This window comes from Nocardioides sp. W7 (assembly GCF_022919075.1).
Classification (GTDB): domain Bacteria; phylum Actinomycetota; class Actinomycetes; order Propionibacteriales; family Nocardioidaceae; genus Nocardioides.
Genome location: NZ_CP095078.1, coordinates 17,113 through 32,764 on the forward strand (window position 1 = coordinate 17,113; position 15,652 = coordinate 32,764).

The 15,652-nt window shown below is 71.8% G+C and carries 14 protein-coding genes; 5 read left to right on the top strand and 9 right to left on the bottom strand.

From position 1 onward, the window contains the following. Positions 1-3 precede the first annotated feature (3 nt). The 3 genes from glmM to rplM all read right to left on the bottom strand — a co-directional run bounded on the left by glmM (position 4) and on the right by rplM (position 2,457). Positions 4-1,347, bottom strand: a complete 1,344-nt coding sequence (gene glmM / locus MUB56_RS00085; RefSeq protein WP_244929891.1) for a phosphoglucosamine mutase — start codon at positions 1,345-1,347, stop codon at positions 4-6. Between the two features lie 124 nt (positions 1,348-1,471). Continuing rightward, positions 1,472-1,975 (bottom strand): 30S ribosomal protein S9, encoded by a 504-nt coding sequence (gene rpsI, locus MUB56_RS00090; RefSeq protein WP_244929892.1) that lies wholly within the window; start codon positions 1,973-1,975, stop codon positions 1,472-1,474. A 38-nt stretch (positions 1,976-2,013) separates the two neighbouring features. Then, positions 2,014-2,457 (bottom strand): 50S ribosomal protein L13, encoded by a 444-nt coding sequence (gene rplM, locus MUB56_RS00095; protein WP_244929893.1) that lies wholly within the window; start codon positions 2,455-2,457, stop codon positions 2,014-2,016. A gap of 248 nt (positions 2,458-2,705) precedes the next feature. Between rplM and MUB56_RS00100 the strand changes: the two genes are divergently transcribed. Together MUB56_RS00100 and MUB56_RS00105 are read left to right on the top strand one after the other, a co-directional pair. Continuing rightward, the gene (locus MUB56_RS00100) at positions 2,706-3,995 is read left to right on the top strand and encodes a citrate synthase (RefSeq protein WP_244929894.1); all 1,290 of its coding nucleotides are present in this window, start codon (positions 2,706-2,708) and stop codon (positions 3,993-3,995) included. A 73-nt stretch (positions 3,996-4,068) separates the two neighbouring features. After that, positions 4,069-4,716, top strand: a complete 648-nt coding sequence (locus MUB56_RS00105; protein ID WP_244929895.1) for an HAD family phosphatase — start codon at positions 4,069-4,071, stop codon at positions 4,714-4,716. A 57-nt stretch (positions 4,717-4,773) separates the two neighbouring features. On the opposite strand, the gene MUB56_RS00110 is transcribed toward MUB56_RS00105, so the two are convergent. After that, complete coding sequence (locus MUB56_RS00110; RefSeq protein ID WP_244929896.1) at positions 4,774-6,342, bottom strand: long-chain-fatty-acid--CoA ligase; 1,569 nt, start codon at positions 6,340-6,342, stop codon at positions 4,774-4,776. A gap of 119 nt (positions 6,343-6,461) precedes the next feature. On the opposite strand from MUB56_RS00110, the gene MUB56_RS00115 reads away from it, so the two are divergent. Beyond that, on the top strand, positions 6,462-7,835 hold the full coding sequence (locus MUB56_RS00115; protein WP_244929897.1) for a trypsin-like peptidase domain-containing protein: 1,374 nt from the start codon (positions 6,462-6,464) through the stop codon (positions 7,833-7,835). 72 nt (positions 7,836-7,907) lie between these two features. Here MUB56_RS00115 and MUB56_RS00120 read toward each other — a convergent pair whose 3' ends face one another. The 5 genes from MUB56_RS00120 to MUB56_RS00140 form a co-directional block, all read right to left on the bottom strand. Next, positions 7,908-8,930 (bottom strand): GNAT family N-acetyltransferase, encoded by a 1,023-nt coding sequence (locus MUB56_RS00120; RefSeq protein ID WP_244929898.1) that lies wholly within the window; start codon positions 8,928-8,930, stop codon positions 7,908-7,910. Continuing rightward, positions 8,927-10,669: an ATP-binding cassette domain-containing protein gene (locus MUB56_RS00125; RefSeq protein ID WP_244929899.1), complete on the bottom strand. Its 1,743-nt coding sequence runs from the start codon at positions 10,667-10,669 to the stop codon at positions 8,927-8,929. The genes MUB56_RS00120 and MUB56_RS00125 overlap by 4 nt, the downstream gene beginning before the upstream one ends. A 42-nt stretch (positions 10,670-10,711) precedes the next feature. After that, positions 10,712-11,389 (bottom strand): DUF559 domain-containing protein, encoded by a 678-nt coding sequence (locus MUB56_RS00130; protein ID WP_244929900.1) that lies wholly within the window; start codon positions 11,387-11,389, stop codon positions 10,712-10,714. Positions 11,390-11,558: 169 nt separating this feature from the next. Beyond that, positions 11,559-12,704: a hypothetical protein gene (locus MUB56_RS00135; RefSeq protein ID WP_244929901.1), complete on the bottom strand. Its 1,146-nt coding sequence runs from the start codon at positions 12,702-12,704 to the stop codon at positions 11,559-11,561. Continuing rightward, positions 12,697-13,224 (bottom strand): SigE family RNA polymerase sigma factor, encoded by a 528-nt coding sequence (locus MUB56_RS00140; RefSeq protein ID WP_244929902.1) that lies wholly within the window; start codon positions 13,222-13,224, stop codon positions 12,697-12,699. Before MUB56_RS00140 ends, MUB56_RS00135 begins: the two co-directional genes overlap by 8 nt. Positions 13,225-13,323: 99 nt before the next feature. Between MUB56_RS00140 and MUB56_RS00145 the strand changes: the two genes are divergently transcribed. Further along, entirely contained in the window at positions 13,324-14,469 is a 1,146-nt protein-coding gene (locus MUB56_RS00145) for an acyl-CoA dehydrogenase family protein (protein WP_244929903.1), read from the top strand. A 10-nt stretch (positions 14,470-14,479) separates the two neighbouring features. Then, on the top strand, positions 14,480-15,631 hold the full coding sequence (locus tag MUB56_RS00150) for an acyl-CoA dehydrogenase (RefSeq protein ID WP_244929904.1): 1,152 nt from the start codon (positions 14,480-14,482) through the stop codon (positions 15,629-15,631). The last annotated feature ends 21 nt before the right edge of the window (positions 15,632-15,652 follow it).

Below are 15,652 nucleotides of genomic sequence, written 5' to 3' on the forward strand. Positions count from 1 at the left end.
CGCTCAGGTCAGGGTGAGGCGGTCCCGGACGACTTCGGCGAGGCGCTCGGCCACCCCGTGGGCGCGGTCCTGGGTCTCGGCCTCGACCATCACCCGGACCAGCGGCTCGGTGCCGGAGGCCCGCAGCAGCACCCGGCCGCCGTCACCCAGTGCCGCCTCCTCGGCGGCGACCGCGGCGACCAGCGCCGGGTCGTCGGTGCGGGTCCGGTCGACCCCGGGGACGTTGAGCAGGACCTGCGGGAAGCGTGTCATCACCGCGGCCAGCGAGGCCAGCGACTCCCCCGTCACGACCATCCGCTCCAGCACGTGCAGCGCGGTGAGGATGCCGTCGCCGGTGGTGGCGTAGTCGCGCTGGATGACGTGCCCGGACTGCTCACCGCCGAGGGAGTAGCCCCCGGCGTTCATGGCCTCCAGGACGTAGCGGTCGCCGACGGCGGTCTGCCGGACGTGGACGCCGTGCTGCGCCATCGCCCGGACGAAGCCGAGGTTGCTCATCACCGTCACGACGACGGTGTCGTCGACGAGTCGGCCCGCGTCGCGCAGGCCCAGCGCGAGGATGGCCAGGATCTGGTCGCCATCGACGACCTCGCCGCGGTGGTCGACCGCGAGGCAGCGGTCGGCGTCGCCGTCGAGGGCGAAGCCGGCGTCGGCCCCGTGCTCGAGCACGGCCGCGCGCAGCGGCCCCAGATGGGTGGAGCCGCAGCCGTCGTTGATGTTGAGCCCGTCGGGCTCGGCGTTGATGGCGATCACGGTCGCGCCGGCCTCGGCCAGCGCGAGCGGTCCGGCCTCCGACGCGGCACCGTGGGCGCAGTCGAGGACGACCTTCAGGCCGCTGAGCGGCTTGGTCGTGGCGACCAGGTGGCCGACGTACTCCTGGATCGGGGTGGAGTACGGCGTGACCCGCCCGACGTCGGCGCCGGTGGGCGGCTGCCAGGGCTGGCCCATCAGCTCCTCGATGGCCTGCTCGATCGCGTCGTCGAGCTTGACCCCGCCGCGGGCGAGGAACTTGATGCCGTTGTCGGGCATCGGGTTGTGCGAGGCGCTGATGACGACGCCCACGTCCGCCCCGAGGGCGTCGGTGAGGTAGGCGACGCCCGGCGTCGGGACGACCCGGACGCGCACGACGTCGACGCCCGCGGAGGCCAGACCGGCCACGACCGCGTGCTCCAGGAACTGACCCGAGATCCGGGTGTCCCGGCCGACGACGGCGAGCGGCCGGTGCCCGGCGTACTCACCGCGGTCGACGAGGACCCGGGCTGCGGCGACGGAGAGGTCCAGGGCCAGCGAAGCGGTCAATGGACCGTTCGCCAGACCCCGGACCCCGTCGGTGCCGAAAAGTCTCGTCATCACGACAACTTTCTGGGACGCGTGCCGGAGTGTCTCGCAAGGCGGAGCCGCGAAGGCGACCTTCGAGCGGAGCGGGTCGTCGAGCGGTGACAACGCCGCGAGGTGCCCGGCACGCGTTCCAGAATCAGCGCTTGCTGAACTGCGGAGCCTTACGAGCCTTCTTCAGACCGGCCTTCTTGCGCTCGATGACGCGGGCGTCACGCGTGAGCAGCCCGGCCTTCTTGAGCGCCGGCCGGTTGGCCTCTTCGTCGATGAAGTTCAGGCACCGGGCCACGCCGAGACGCAGCGCGCCGGCCTGACCGGTGATGCCGCCACCGTGGATGCGGGCGATCACGTCGAACCGGCCGTCGAGCTGAAGCTCGGCGAAGGGCTCGTTGACGACCTGCTGGTGCAGCTTGTTGGGGAAGTACGACTCGAGCGTCCGCCCGTTGACGCGCCACTGGCCGGTGCCGGGGACGATGCGCACGCGGGCGACGGCCTCCTTGCGGCGGCCGGTGGCGCCGGCGGGGGCGATCGTCGCCGGACGCAGCGGGGCGTCGGCGGACGGGGCGCTCTCGGAGCTGTAGGCAACGCCCTGCTCGTTGGTCTCGAAGGTCTCCTCGACCTCGGTGGTCTCAGTGTCAGCCACTGTCAAATCCTCTTCAGATCTCGGTTCGGCGGATGCGATTACTGGGAGATCTGGATGATCTCGAAGGGAACGGCCTGCTGGGCCGCGTGCGGGTGCGTCGGGCCGGAGTAGACCTTCAGCTTCTTCAAGATCTGCCGACCGAGCTTGTTCTTCGGCAGCATGCCCCAGACGGCCTTCTCGATGGCCTTGCGGGCATCCTTCTCCAGCAGCTCACCGATCGGGGTGGCCGAGAGGCCGCCCGGGTAGCCGGAGTGGCGGTAGGCCATCTTCGTCGTCTTCTTGGTGCCGGACAGGGCGACCTTCTCCGCGTTGATGACGATGACGAAGTCACCGGTGTCGACGTGCGGGGCGAAGATCGCCTTGTGCTTGCCGCGCAGGAGGTTCGCCGAGGTGACGGCGAGCTTGCCGAGGACGATGTCGGTGGCGTCGATGACGTGCCACTCGCGCGTGATGTCTCCGGGCTTCGGGCTGTACGTGGGCACAGTTCTAGCCTTCTCGTTCGTTGGACCCCGGTCGGTGTGCCGACCAGGTGGTGATGCCGCGCCTTCTGACGAACAACTGCCCGGCTCAGACTCGTCCGGGACTGCCCTCCACGTGCTTGACGCACCAGGGCGGCAGGGGCGCGACCACCCAAGATACGGGCCTGCCAGCACGGCGGTCAAAACCGCACGGAGACCGCGGTGCGGACACCGGGTGTCGACCGTTCATCAGCAACGGATAAGTTGCCGGGGTGACTGATTCCCTCACCGTCCGTGACAACCGCACCGGACAGGAGTACGACGTACCGATCGTCGACGGCACGGTTCGCGCCGCCGACCTTGGCAAGATCAAGGAGTCGGACGAGACTCCCGGCCTCGCCGTCTACGACCCGGGCTTCGTCAACACCGCGTCCTGTCGGTCCTCCGTGACCTTCATCGATGGCGAGAAGGGCATCCTGGAGTACCGCGGCTACCCGATCGAGCAGCTGGCCGAGAAGTCGAACTTCCTCGAGGTCGCCTACCTGCTCATCCACGGCGCCCTCCCGACGAAGGCCGAGTACGACGCGTGGGTGCACGAGATCACCTACCACACGTTCGTGCACGAGAACGTCAAGTCGTTCATGGAGGGCTTCCGCTACGACGCGCACCCGATGGGGATGCTGATGGCGTCGGTCGGGGCCCTCTCGACGTTCTACCCCGACGCGCGCAACATCTCCGACGGCGACAACCGGCACATGCAGATCGTCCGGATGATCGCCAAGATGCCGACGCTGGGCGCCTGGTCGTTCCGCCACGCGCAGGGCAAGCCGTTCGTCTACCCCGACAACGACCTCGGCTACACCGCCAACTTCCTCTCCATGCTGTTCAAGATGAGCGAGCAGAAGTACGAGGCCGACGAGCGCCTGGTCAAGGCCCTCGACGTGCTCCTGATCCTGCACGCCGACCACGAGCAGAACTGCTCCACCAACGCGGTCCGCTCGGTCGGCTCCTCGCAGGTCGACCCGTACTCCGCGGTCGCGGCCGGCGTCGGCGCGCTCTTCGGCCCGCTGCACGGTGTCGCCAACGAGGCGGTGCTGCGGATGCTCAAGCGCATCGGCAGCAAGGAGAACATCCCCGCCTTCATCGAGGGCGTGAAGAACGGCGACGAGAAGCTGATGGGCTTCGGTCACCGCGTCTACAAGAACTACGACCCGCGCGCCAAGATCATCAAGAAGGCCTGCGACGACGTCTTCGAGGTCACCGGGGTCAGCCCGCTGCTCGAGATCGCCCAGGAGCTCGAGAAGATCGCGCTCGAGGACGAGTACTTCGTCAAGCGGAAGCTCTACCCCAACGTGGACTTCTACTCCGGCCTCATCTACGAGGCGCTGCAGTTCCCGCCGGAGATGTTCACCGTCCTGTTCGCCATCGGCCGCGCCCCGGGCTGGCTGGCCCAGTGGAACGAGCTGGTGCAGGACAAGGAGCAGAAGATCGCTCGTCCGAAGCAGATCTACACCGGCGACCGCACCCTGGAGTTCGTCCCCGCTTCCGAGCGCTGGGCGTGATCTGAGCTGCCGGAGCTTGCGACGGCAGGTCGGATGATGGTGTCGAGCGACCCGCGTATCGAGACCCCCTGACGTGACCAAGCACAGCACCACCGAGACGACCCCCGACGGCACGCCGTCGGGGGTCGTCTGGGATCTCGGCAACGTCCTCATCGACTGGCAGCCGTCGTACGCCGTCGCGGCCGCCGTGGGCGAGGCCGAGGCGGCCCGCTTCCTGGCGGCCGACGACTTCGACTTCCTGGCCTGGAACCACCTCCAGGACTCGGGCGGCCGGTGGGAGCCCGCCGAGGCCGAGGTGGCACGCACGCACCCGCACTGGGCCGCGCACGCGCGGGCCTATCGCGCCCACTTCCCGCGGTCGCTGGTCGGCGAGGTGCCCGGCAGCGTCGACCTGGTACGCGCGCTGCACGCGGCCGGCGTACCCCAGTGGGGGCTGACCAACTGGTCCGACGAGCTGTGGCCGCACGCCCCGGCGATGTTCGACTTCCTCGCCCTGCTCGACGGCGTCGTCGTCTCCGGCACCGAGGGCGTCGCGAAGCCCGAGCCGCGGGTCTTCGCGATCGTGGGCGAGCGCGCCGGCCTGCCGCTGGACGAGCTGGTCTTCGTCGACGACCGCGCCGACAACGTCGCCGCCGCCGTCTCGCTCGGGATGGACGGCATCGTCTTCACCGACGCCGGCTCGCTGCGGGCGGAGCTGCTCGCGCGCGGCCTGCCCGTATGACGCCGGGGTTCTCCGCCATCCCCTGACGTTCTCGGGCGTTGCGATCCCCGCACCCGCTCAGACCGCGCGGTCGCGACCCTGCCAGTACGGCGCGCGCAGGTCGCGCTTGAGGATCTTGCCGGTGGGGTTGCGGGGCAGCAGCTCGAGCACGTCCACGGACCTGGGGCACTTGTAGTGCGCCAGGTGCTCGCGACACCAGTCGATCAGCTCGGCCTCGGTCGCCGAGGTGTCCGGCTTCAGCGACACCACCGCCTTGACCGCCTCGCCCCACTGGTCGTCCGGGATGCCGATGACGGCGACCTCCATGACGGCGGGGTGCTCGGCGAGCACCCGCTCGATCTCCGGGCTGTAGATGTTCTCGCCGCCGCTGATGATCATGTCCTTGAGCCGGTCCTGGACGAAGACGTAGCCGCCGTCGTCGACCTTGCCCAGGTCGCCGGTGCGGAACCAGCCGTCCTCGACCAGCACCTTCGCGGTCTCCTCCGGCTTGCCGAGGAAGCCCTTCATCACCTGCTTCGAGCGCAGCCAGATCTCACCGTGCTCGCCGACCGGCAGGTCCGTCAGGGTGCCCGGGTCGACGATCCGCACCTCCATGCCGGGGATCGGCCGTCCCGCGGAGACCAGTCGCTCGGGGTGCTCGGGGTCGCGGTGGTCCTCGGGCATCAGATGGGTGGCCACACCGGCGACCTCGGTGAGGCCGTAGACCTGCACGAAGTCGGTGTCGGGCCAGGCCTCCATCGCCGAGCGGAGCAGCGGGAGCGGCATCGGCGAGGCGCCGTACGTGTAGGTCTTCAGCGCGCCGAACAGCTTGACCGCGTCGGGCCCGGCCTGCAGCACCTGCGCGAGGACGGCCGGCACCAGGAAGGTGCGGTTCGCGCCGCTGAGGATCGCGCCGGCCAGCGAGGCACCGTCGGGGTCGCGGGTCATCACGCTCGGCAGGCCGTCGTGCAGGCCGAGCAGGACGTACGACGAGCCGCCGACGTGGAACAGCGGCATCGCGACCATGATCTTGTCGCCGGGGTCGAGCACCAGCCCGTCGTGGGAGTTCACGGTGTGCTCGACCATGTTGGTGTGGGTGAGCATCACGCCCTTGGGCCGGCCGGTGGTGCCGGAGGAGTACATCACCAGGCACACGTCGTCGGGCGAGACGTCGGCCGGTCGCGCCACCGGCGTCGCCGCGGCCAGGAACGCCTCGTACTCGTCACCCTCGGCCCCGTCCGGGGTCACCTCGATGATCCTCTCGACCTGCGGGAGCCGGTCGCGGATCTTCTCGATCGCGGGCATCAGCTCCGTCCCGACCACCAGGATCCGGGCGCCGCTGTCGTTGACGGCGTAGTCGATCTCGTCTTCCGCGAGCCGCCAGTTGACGATGGCGTTGGCCGCACCCAGCGACCCGGCCCCGAGGCTGATCTCGACGCACGCCGGGTGGTTCTTGTCGAGGAAGGCGACCACGTCGCCGCGACCGATGCCGAGCGCCTGCAGGCCGCCCGCGGCCCGGCGTACCCGGTCGTCCCACTCGCGCCAGGTCCAGGTGCGGCCGAGGTAGGTCATGCACTCGGCATCGGGGGTGGTGGCCGCCCAGTGGGAGACCCGGTCGTCGACGAAGCGCGGCTCCGGAGCTGTCATGCCGGTGATTGTGTCGCGGGTCACACGACCCGACAACCGGGCGCGGGGACGCCGGCTTCTTCGAGGACGTGAAGGCGGATCTCAGCGTCGTCACAGATTGGGCCCCCATCGTGGAGACCATGAACGACCAGCCCAGCACCTCTCCTTCCGGGAACCACCCCGGCGACCAGCCCCCCTTCGACCCGGCCGGCCGGGCAACCGACGACACCCGTCCGATCTTCCAGGGTCCCCCGCCGCCGCCGCCGTCCTTCGCGCCGCCGGTCCAGCCGGCCCCCGCGACCCAGCCGCTCGCGGCCCAGCCGCCACGTCGTGGCCGGAAGGGCTTCGCCGCGGCCGTCGTCGCGGCCTCGCTCCTGGTGGGCGGCGCCGCCGGTGTCGGCGGCGCGGCGGCCTGGTCGGCCTTCGACGACGAGCCGGCCGGCGGGACCGCGTCTCCGGGGCGGACCACCTCCCAGGTGGCCGACACCCCCGACTCCCCCGCCGCGGACGGCAGCGTCGAGTCCGTCGCGTCCTCCGTGCTGCCTTCGGTGGTGAAGATCGATGTGACCGGCTCGGGTGGGTCCGGGTCGGGCTCGGGCATCATCCTCAGCTCCGACGGCCAGATCCTCACCAACGACCACGTCGCCGCCCTCGCCGGCGAGGGCGGCCGGATCTCGGTGTCGTTCAACGACGGCACCAAGGCTCCCGCCGAGGTGGTCGGCACCGACCCGCTGACCGACGTCGCGGTGATCCAGGCCCAGGACGTCTCCGGTCTCACGCCCGCCACCCTCGGCTCCTCCGACGACCTGGCGGTCGGCGAGGGCGTGGTGGCGATCGGCTCGCCGTTCGGCCTCGACGCCACCGTCACCAGCGGCATCGTCAGCGCGCTCAACCGCCCGGTCGACGTCGGCAGCGACGGCAACGGCAACACCACGGCGTACCCCGCCATCCAGACCGACGCGGCGATCAACCCCGGCAACAGCGGCGGCGCGCTGGTCGACATGGCCGGCCACGTCGTCGGCATCAACTCCTCGATTCAGACCACGAGCTCCTCCTCGCAGTTCGGGCAGGGCCAGGAGGGCGGCTCGATCGGCCTCGGCTTCGCGATCCCGATCTCGGATGCGATGCCGATCGTCGAGCAGATCGTGGCCGGCGAGACCCCGACCCACGCCCGCCTCGGCATCACCGTCTCCGACGTCGGCGCCACCCAGGGTGGCAACGGCGGTGGCAACGGCGGTGGCAACGGCACCGCGCCGCAGGAGCAGGAGCAGAGCACCGAGGGTGCGCAGATCCAGGAGATCGGCGACGGCTCGGCGGCCGGCAAGGCGGGCCTGAAGGCCAGCGACGTCATCACCAAGGTGGACGACCAGCTGATCTCCAGCTCCGACGACCTGATCGCCACCATCCGCTCCTACCGGCCCGGCGACACCGTCACCGTCACCTACCAGCGCGACGGTGCGGAGAAGACCGCCGAGCTGAAGCTGGACTCGGACGCCTCGTCGTCCAAGTCCTGACCTGACCGGGGGGACCGGGGGTGGGCCGGCTTGGGGGTGAGCCGGCCAGGGTGGCCCGGCTGGGCCGAGGATTCAGAGGTGCTTCTGGAACTCGCCCAGCCGGGCCACCGGCACGAAACCCAGCAGGTCGTTGACGCGGACCATGTGCTCGTTGACCTCGGCGTTGTAGGTGATCAGCTTCGCGAGGCCGGGGCGCTCGGCCTGCAGCAGCCGCAGGTTGGCGACCTTGACGGCGATCCCGAGTCGGTGGCCCCGGTGGTCGCGGCGGGCCAGGGTGCCCCACTGGTAGGCGCGGTCCGACTCGTGCTCGGTGAGCGCCAGGTCGGAGTAGGCGACCAGCTCGCCGGCCGCGGTCAGCGCCACGGTGTTGAACTTGGTGCGGCCCTGCCGGGCGAGCACGGCCTCCTGCTCGCGGACCGCCTCGGGGCTGGCGGCCTCGGGCTCGACGTCGAGCTCGCCGGTCGGCGCCTCGGTCAGCAGGCTCGCGGTGAGGGCTGACCAGCCCGCCAGCAGCTCCTCGGGCACCGGTCCCACCCACGAGCGCAGCGTGTACGACGCGTGACGCGGCGCCGCCTCGGCCGCGAGCCGGTCGAGCAGCCCGCCGGCGACCGGCAACGGGACCTCCCGCTGGACGTCGCCGAGGGCGAGCGCGTAGCCCCGGGCCCGGGCGAACTCCGGCCCGCTCTCGCCGGTGCCGTCGGGGCCGGCGTCGTACGCATAGCGGGCCTCGCCTCCCAGGATGCGCCGGCCGCGCTCGCGCGCGACCCGCTCCAGGTGGGCGAGCAGGGCGCTGGCGTGGCCACGGCGCCGGTGCTCGGGGAGCACGTGGACCGAGAGCTCGGCGCGGTCGAGGTTGTCCAGCAGCGGGGTGCGCAGCCAGCCGGCCGCGACGACCTCGTCGCCGACGACACCGCTCCAGCCGGCGTTCCGGTGCCGGGTGCCGGAGTCCTGCATCATCGCCCGCAGCTCCTCGACCTGCCAGACGGTGGCGACATCCTCCCGGCCGTGCCGCTCGGCGAGGGCGTAGGCCCGGTGCCAGGCGTCGAAGGCGGCGCGGTCGTAGACGTCGAGGTCGACGATCCGCAGCTCGCTCATCGCGCGCGCTGCACCCGGCCCTCGTCCCAGACCGGCCCGTCGGACTCGTAGACCTCGCCGTCGGCGCCGTAGACCAGGAATCGGTCGAAGCCGCGGGCGAACCAGCGGTCGTGGGTGACCGCCAGCACGGTGCCCTCGAACGCCGCGAGCCCCTCCTCCAGCGCCTCGGCGGACTGCACGTCGAGGTTGTCGGTGGGCTCGTCGAGCAGGAGCAGGGTCGCGCCGGAGAGCTCCAGCAGCAGGATCTGGAACCGTGCCTGCTGGCCGCCGCTCAGCGACTCGAACGGCTGCTCCCCGGCGTGGGCCAGCTCGTAGCGGTCCAGGACCCGCGCGGCCTGCTCGCGACCCATGCCCTGACGACCGCCCGGGTGGCCGTCTCCGCGGTGCAGCACCTCCAGCAGGGTGCGACCGATCAGCTCGGGGTGGTCGTGGGTCTGCACGAACCACCCGGGCCGCACCCGCGCTCCGAGCTTGGCCTTGCCGGCGTGCGGGACCGGGCGGATCTCGACCTCCCCCACCGGGCGGTGCTCGACGTCGGGGTCGCTGCCGCCGACGGCCAGCAGCCGCAGGAAGTGCGACTTGCCGGAGCCGTTGGAACCGAGCACGGCCACCCGCTCGCCGTACCAGACCTCGAGGTCGAAGGGCTTCATCAGCCCGGTCATCTCGGTACCCTCGCTGCGCTCGCTACTCGATACGAGCAGCTCCAGGCCCTCGCAGACCACGGCGCGCTTGCCCGTGCGCCCGCCCTTGAGGCGCATGGAGACCTGCTGCTCGCGCGGCTGCTCCATCGGCGGGCCGGCCTCCTCGAACTTGCGGAGCCGGGTCTGCGCGGCGCGGTACTGGCTGGACATGCCGTCGTTGTACTCGGACTTGATCTTCAGCCGGAGCACCAGCGCCTTGAGCTTGGCCTGCTCCTCGTCCCAGCGGCGGCGCAGCTCCTCCAGACGGGCGAACCGGTCCTTGCGGGCCTCGTGGTACGACGCGAAGCCGCCCGGGTGGGTCCACACCGTGTTCCCTGCGGCGCCGAGCTCGACGGTGACGACCCGGGTGGCGGTGTTGTTCAGCAGCTCGCGGTCGTGGCTGATCATCAGGATCGTCTTGTCGGACTCGCGGACCCGCTGCTCCAGCCAGATCTTGCCGGGGACGTCCAGGTAGTTGTCGGGCTCGTCGAGGAGCAGCACCTGGTCGGGACCACGGAGCAGGAACTCCAGCACCAGCCGCTTCTGCTCGCCGCCGGACAGGGTGGTCAGCTCGCGGTACTTCGCCCGGTCGTAGGGCAGCTCCAGCGCCGCGACGGTGCAGACGTCCCAGGTCACCTCGACGTCGTACCCGCCGGCATCGGCGTACTCCCCCAGGGCGGTGGCGTAGGCCATCTGGGTCTTCTCGTCGTCGCTGTCCATCAAGGCCAGCTCGAGGCGGTCGACCTCGGCGGCGGCCGCGCGGACCCGCGGCGGCGAGATGCTCAGCAGCAGGTCGGCGACGGTGGGCTCGTCGGTGGTCGAGCTTGTCGAGACCCCGACGTGCTGGCGCATCACGCCCAGCCCGCCGCTGCGGGTCACGGCGCCCGCGTGCGGCTGCAGGTCTCCGGTGATGATCCTCAGCAGCGTCGTCTTGCCCGCGCCGTTGGCCCCCACCAGCGCGACCTTGGCGCCCTCGCCGACCCGGAAGGAGACCTCGTCGAGCAGCGCCCGCCCGTCCGGCAGCTCGTAACGCACCCCTGCGACATCCACGTGACCCACGTCGGAGGATTCTCCGCCATCGGGTCGCGCCGAGCATCTTCTTTAGGCGACTGCCGGGAGCTCGGACACCTCGCGCAGCACGTCGCGGACGTACGACGGGGAGAGCATCACCTGCTCCCAGGTGAACCGCAGGACCGTCCAGCCTTCGACGCTCAGTGCCGTGTAGCGGACGCAGTCGCGGCTGTGCTCGTCGCGCCCGGTGTGGAACTCCCAGGAGTCGGCCTCGATCACGAGGCGCCGTCGTACGTCGACGAGGTCGGGGTGCCAGGTGCGCCCGCGCGCGACGACCGGGTGCTGGGGCTCGACCTCCAGTCCGCCGACCTCGACGACGAGCGCGCGCAGCACGGATTCGAACGGGTTGGCGGACCTCGCGTCTGCCCCGGCGGCGATCCTGCGGCAGGCAGTCGCACCTGGGCCGCGCACCTGGGCGGCCGCGGTTCTCAGCTCGTCCTTCGTCACGTCGCCGCCCCGTAGCGCCGATTCGGCAACGGCGAGGGCCTCGTCGAACGGCAGCCGGCGCGCGCAGTCGAGCACCGTCCGCAGCGGGGTCGTCACGCCGTCGCGGACCTCGCTCTTCGTGAGGTCGGCGTACGCGACATGGACGGTGGCCCGGGTGTCGGCGTCGAGGCGGCGCTTGCGCCGGACCGTCACCCACGGGCGGTCGGGCACCGTCTTGACCGCCCAGCCGTGGTGCTGGGCGGCGCTGAGGTGGGAGGTCACCCCCGCGAGCTCGACCGCCCGGCGCCGGTCGCGCTGGGCGGTGGCGAGCGCGAACCGCCCCGACCCAGCCGCACCACGGCCCGCTCGGCGTCATCCACAGGGGACCGTCAGACAGGCAATAGTCCTCTGGGGAGCCACCGGCCACGCTCGGCCGGCCCGCGGCCGGGGACTACTGCCTGTCCGAACGTCCCGCTCGCCTGACCGAGTCGATGATCCGCTGCCCCATCACACGGTCCTCGATGACCACGATCGCGACGGTCGACGATCCCGGGGCCTGGACGATCGCCTTCCAGGACCCCTCCGGCCAGTTCGGACCCTCGGCCCGCTGCATCCGGTCCGTGACGGCCAGCGTGGCCGCTCGCGGGTACGGCGCGAGGCGGACGCCGTACCCGGTCAGCCCCGGACACGAGACGTTGTCCGCTCGGGTGACCACCGGCGGGCCGGTGTTGCCGCACGTGTCACCCACGCCCCACTCGTCCGGCACCTCCAGGGTCAGGTCCCGCCAGGTCTCGGTGCGCACGCCCGCAGGTCCGACCGAGCCCGCGACCAGCTGGGCGAGCGCCTGGGTGCCCGTCTCGACGACCATCGCCCCGCCCGGGAGGCCCGCGCGGCCGTTCCACCGACCGTCTTGCGAACGCACCGTCGGGTAGCGCGGCCCCGGTCGCGGCGTAGAACGCAGGGACCAGTTCGACCCGTCGACCGGAACGGTCGCCCGCAGGCCGTGCTCGACCAGCTCGACCGAGCCGCGCGCCAGGTCCGGTACCCCCTCGCCGGCGACCCGGGCCGAGGCGAGCACCCGCCAGGCGACGTCCTGGTCGGGGGCGGACACGTGGATCACCCAGTCTCCGGCGTACACGTAGCCGGTCCAGGGTCCGGGCCGCTCAGCAGTGGGAGCATGCAACCCGGGCATCAACAACGGGTCGAACGTCGCCGAGCGGTAGAACGAGAGGGCTCGGTCGGGCCGGCATCGGTTCGTGTCGGGTGCCCCCATCCGGTCGCGGTCGTCCTGGCAGCCCGACGTGTCCAGCCACTCCCAGTCGGCGGGGGCCTCGACCTCGATCCCGTCGTGCGTCACCGTGCGCCAGCCGTCGGCGGCGATGCCGTCGACCGGTGACGCCGAACCGTCGTCGCGGGCCAGCAGCACCCCGCCGGGCACCGCGACGAGCAGCACGGCGAGGACGCCGCCGACCACCGCTCGGGTACGGCGCCGCGCGCGCAGCCGCCGTCGCGCCCCCTCGGCCAGGCCGGCGGCGGAGGGGGCCTCGGCTGCGCCGGTGTCCAGGGCAGCGGCCAGCCGCCCCTCGAGATCAGTCATCGGTCTCCTCCCGGGGGTACGACGCCCGCAGCGTGGCCAGCCCGCGCGAGACCCGCGAGCGGACCGAGCCCTCGCGCACCCCGGTGAGGGCGGCGATCTCGGCGTACTCGAGCTGCTCGTAGTAGCGCAGCACCACGGCGGTGCGCTGCACCTCGGGCAGCGCCTGGCAGGCCATCCAGAGCCGGCGTGACTCGTCGAAGAGCACCCCGGGCGCCTCGACGACCCCGGCGGGCGTGACGGACGGTGCCGGGGACTCACGGCGCCGGAAACGCCGCCACCAGGAGACGTGCGCGTTGACGACCATCCGGCGCACGTAGGCGTCGGGGTCCTCGACCGAGGAGATCCGCGACCAGCGCGGCAGCGCCCGCGAGAGCGCCTCCTGGACGACGTCCTCGGCGTCGGCGGCGTCGCCGGTCAGCGTGTAGGCGAGCCGGAGCAGCGCGGGACCGCGCGCGGCGACCCATTCGTCGAAGGACGGGAGCGCCACCCCCACCTCCGACCCGACGACGACTGCCTCCATGCACCTTCAACGCTGTGCACGCGAAACCTGTTGCGGCACGCCGAGCCATGATGAGGTGGGCGCGCGACCGACGGGTCGCCCGGACGAGGGAGGAAGCACGTGCAGCTGGAGCTGTCACCGGAGGACCAGGCATTCCGCGAGGAGATGCGCGAGTTCTTCACGACGAAGTTTCCCCAGGAGATCCGCGACGCGGTCATCGCCGGTCGCGAGCTCACCAAGGAGCAGCACGTCGAGAGCCAGCAGACGCTCAACGCGGCCGGGCTCGCCGTACCGCACTGGCCCGAGGAGTGGGGCGGGCGCGGGTGGAGCGACCTCCAGCGGCATCTGTGGACCGAGGAGATGCAGGCCGCGGCCGTGCCGGTGCCGCTGGCGTTCAACGCCAACATGATCGGCCCGGTGCTCGCGCAGTTCGGCTCCCAGGAGCTCAAGGAGCGCTTCCTCCCGCCGACGGCCAACCTCGACATCTGGTGGAGCCAGGGCTTCTCCGAGCCCGATGCCGGCTCCGACCTGGCGAGCCTGCGCACCACGGCGGTCCGCGACGGCGACGACTTCGTGGTCAACGGGCAGAAGACCTGGACCACGCTGGGTCAGTACGGCGACTGGATCTTCACCCTGGTCCGCACCGACCCGGACGTGAAGAAGCAGGCCGGCATCTCGATGCTGCTCATCGACATGACCACCCCCGGCGTCGAGGTCCGCCCGATCGAGCTGATCGACGGCGGCCACGAGGTCAACGAGGTGTGGTTCACCGACGTCCGGGTGCCCGCGGACCTGTTGGTCGGGGAGCTCAACAGCGGCTGGACGATCGCCAAGTTCCTGCTCGGCAACGAGCGCGTGGGCGTCGCCCCGGTGGGCACCACCAAGCGGGTGCTGGCCCAGGCCAAGGAGTACGCCGGCGCGCAGCTGGACGACCCGTTCACCCGGGCCCGCTTCGTCGAGCTCGAGAACGAGCTGCTCGCGCTCGAGCTCACCGCGCTCCGCGTGGTCGCCCACTCCGAGGGCGCGGAGCCGCACCCGGCCAGCTCGGTGCTGAAGCTGAAGGGCACCGAGATCCAGCAGGCGGTCTCCGAGCTGGTCCTCGACCTCGCCGGCCCCGCGGGGCTGGCCAGCGGCGACGGGTCGGGGGTCCCCGAGTGGGCCCGGCATGCCGCGCCGACGTACCTCAACCTCCGCAAGGCGTCGATCTACGGCGGGTCCAACGAGATCCAGCGCCAGATCATCGCCCGCACGATCCTCGGCCTGTAAGGGAGCGACGATGGACTTCACCTACGACGACGAGCAGGTCGCCCTCCGCGACGCCGTGCGCGGCCTGGTCGGCAAGGCGTACGCCGACTTCGAGCAGCGCCGCCGCACCGTGGCCGACGACCCGGGCTTCAGCGAGAAGGTCTGGGCCCAGCTGGCCGAGATGGGGCTGCTCGGGCTGCCCTTCGCCGAGGAGGACGGCGGCGTCGGCGCCGGCCCGGTCGAGATCGGCATCGTGGCCCAGGAGCTGGGCCGGGTGCTCGCACCGGAGCCGTACCTCACCAGCGTGGTGCTCGCCGGCGGCCTCGTCTCCGCCGCCGGCACCCCGGAGCAGCGGGCCGAGGTGCTGGGCGCCCTGTCGGCCGGTGAGCGCGTGCTGGCCTTCGCCCACGACGAGGAGGGCAGCCGCTGGTCGTCCGCCGCGACCGCCGTCACGGCCACCCGGGACGGCGACACCTGGACGCTGAGCGGCGTCAAGGAGCCGGTCCCGCACGGCGCCCGCGCCGACCTGCTGGTGGTCAGCGCCGCACTCCCCGACGGCGGCACCGGGCTGTTCCTGGTCGACCCCGCGGGGGCCGAGCGCACCGGCTATCGGACGTACGACGGTGGCCGCGCGGCGCGCGTCGTGCTGGAGAGCACCCCGGCCACCCCGCTCGGCGCGCCCGGGCAGGACCTGGAGTCGACGATCGCCACCGTGCAGGACATCGGCCGGATCATGGCCGGCCATGAGGCGCTCGGCGCGATGGAGGTCGCCCTGGCCGCCACCACGTCGTACCTCACCAGCAGGAAGCAGTTCGGCGTCACGCTCAACACCTTCCAGGCGCTGACGTTCCGCGCGGCGGACATGTACGTGTCCCTGGAGCTGGCCGCCAGCCTCGTGCAGTGGGCGACCATGGTGCTCGCGACCGGGGACGCGGCCCGCACCGCAGACGCCGCCGCGCGGGCCGCGCTCCAGGTGAGCCGGGCGAGCCGGCACGTCGGTCAGGAGGCGATCCAGCTGCACGGCGGGATCGCGATGACCGCGGAGTACTCCGTCGGCAGCTTCGCCGCCCATCTCTCCGCGCTCGACCACCTGCTCGGGGACGGCCAGTTCCAGCTGAGCACGCTGGCGGCACGTGTCGCTGACCACCGTGCGCTGGACCCGCTGGAGACGTCGGTGGGCTGAGCGCAAAGCCAACTCTTAGAC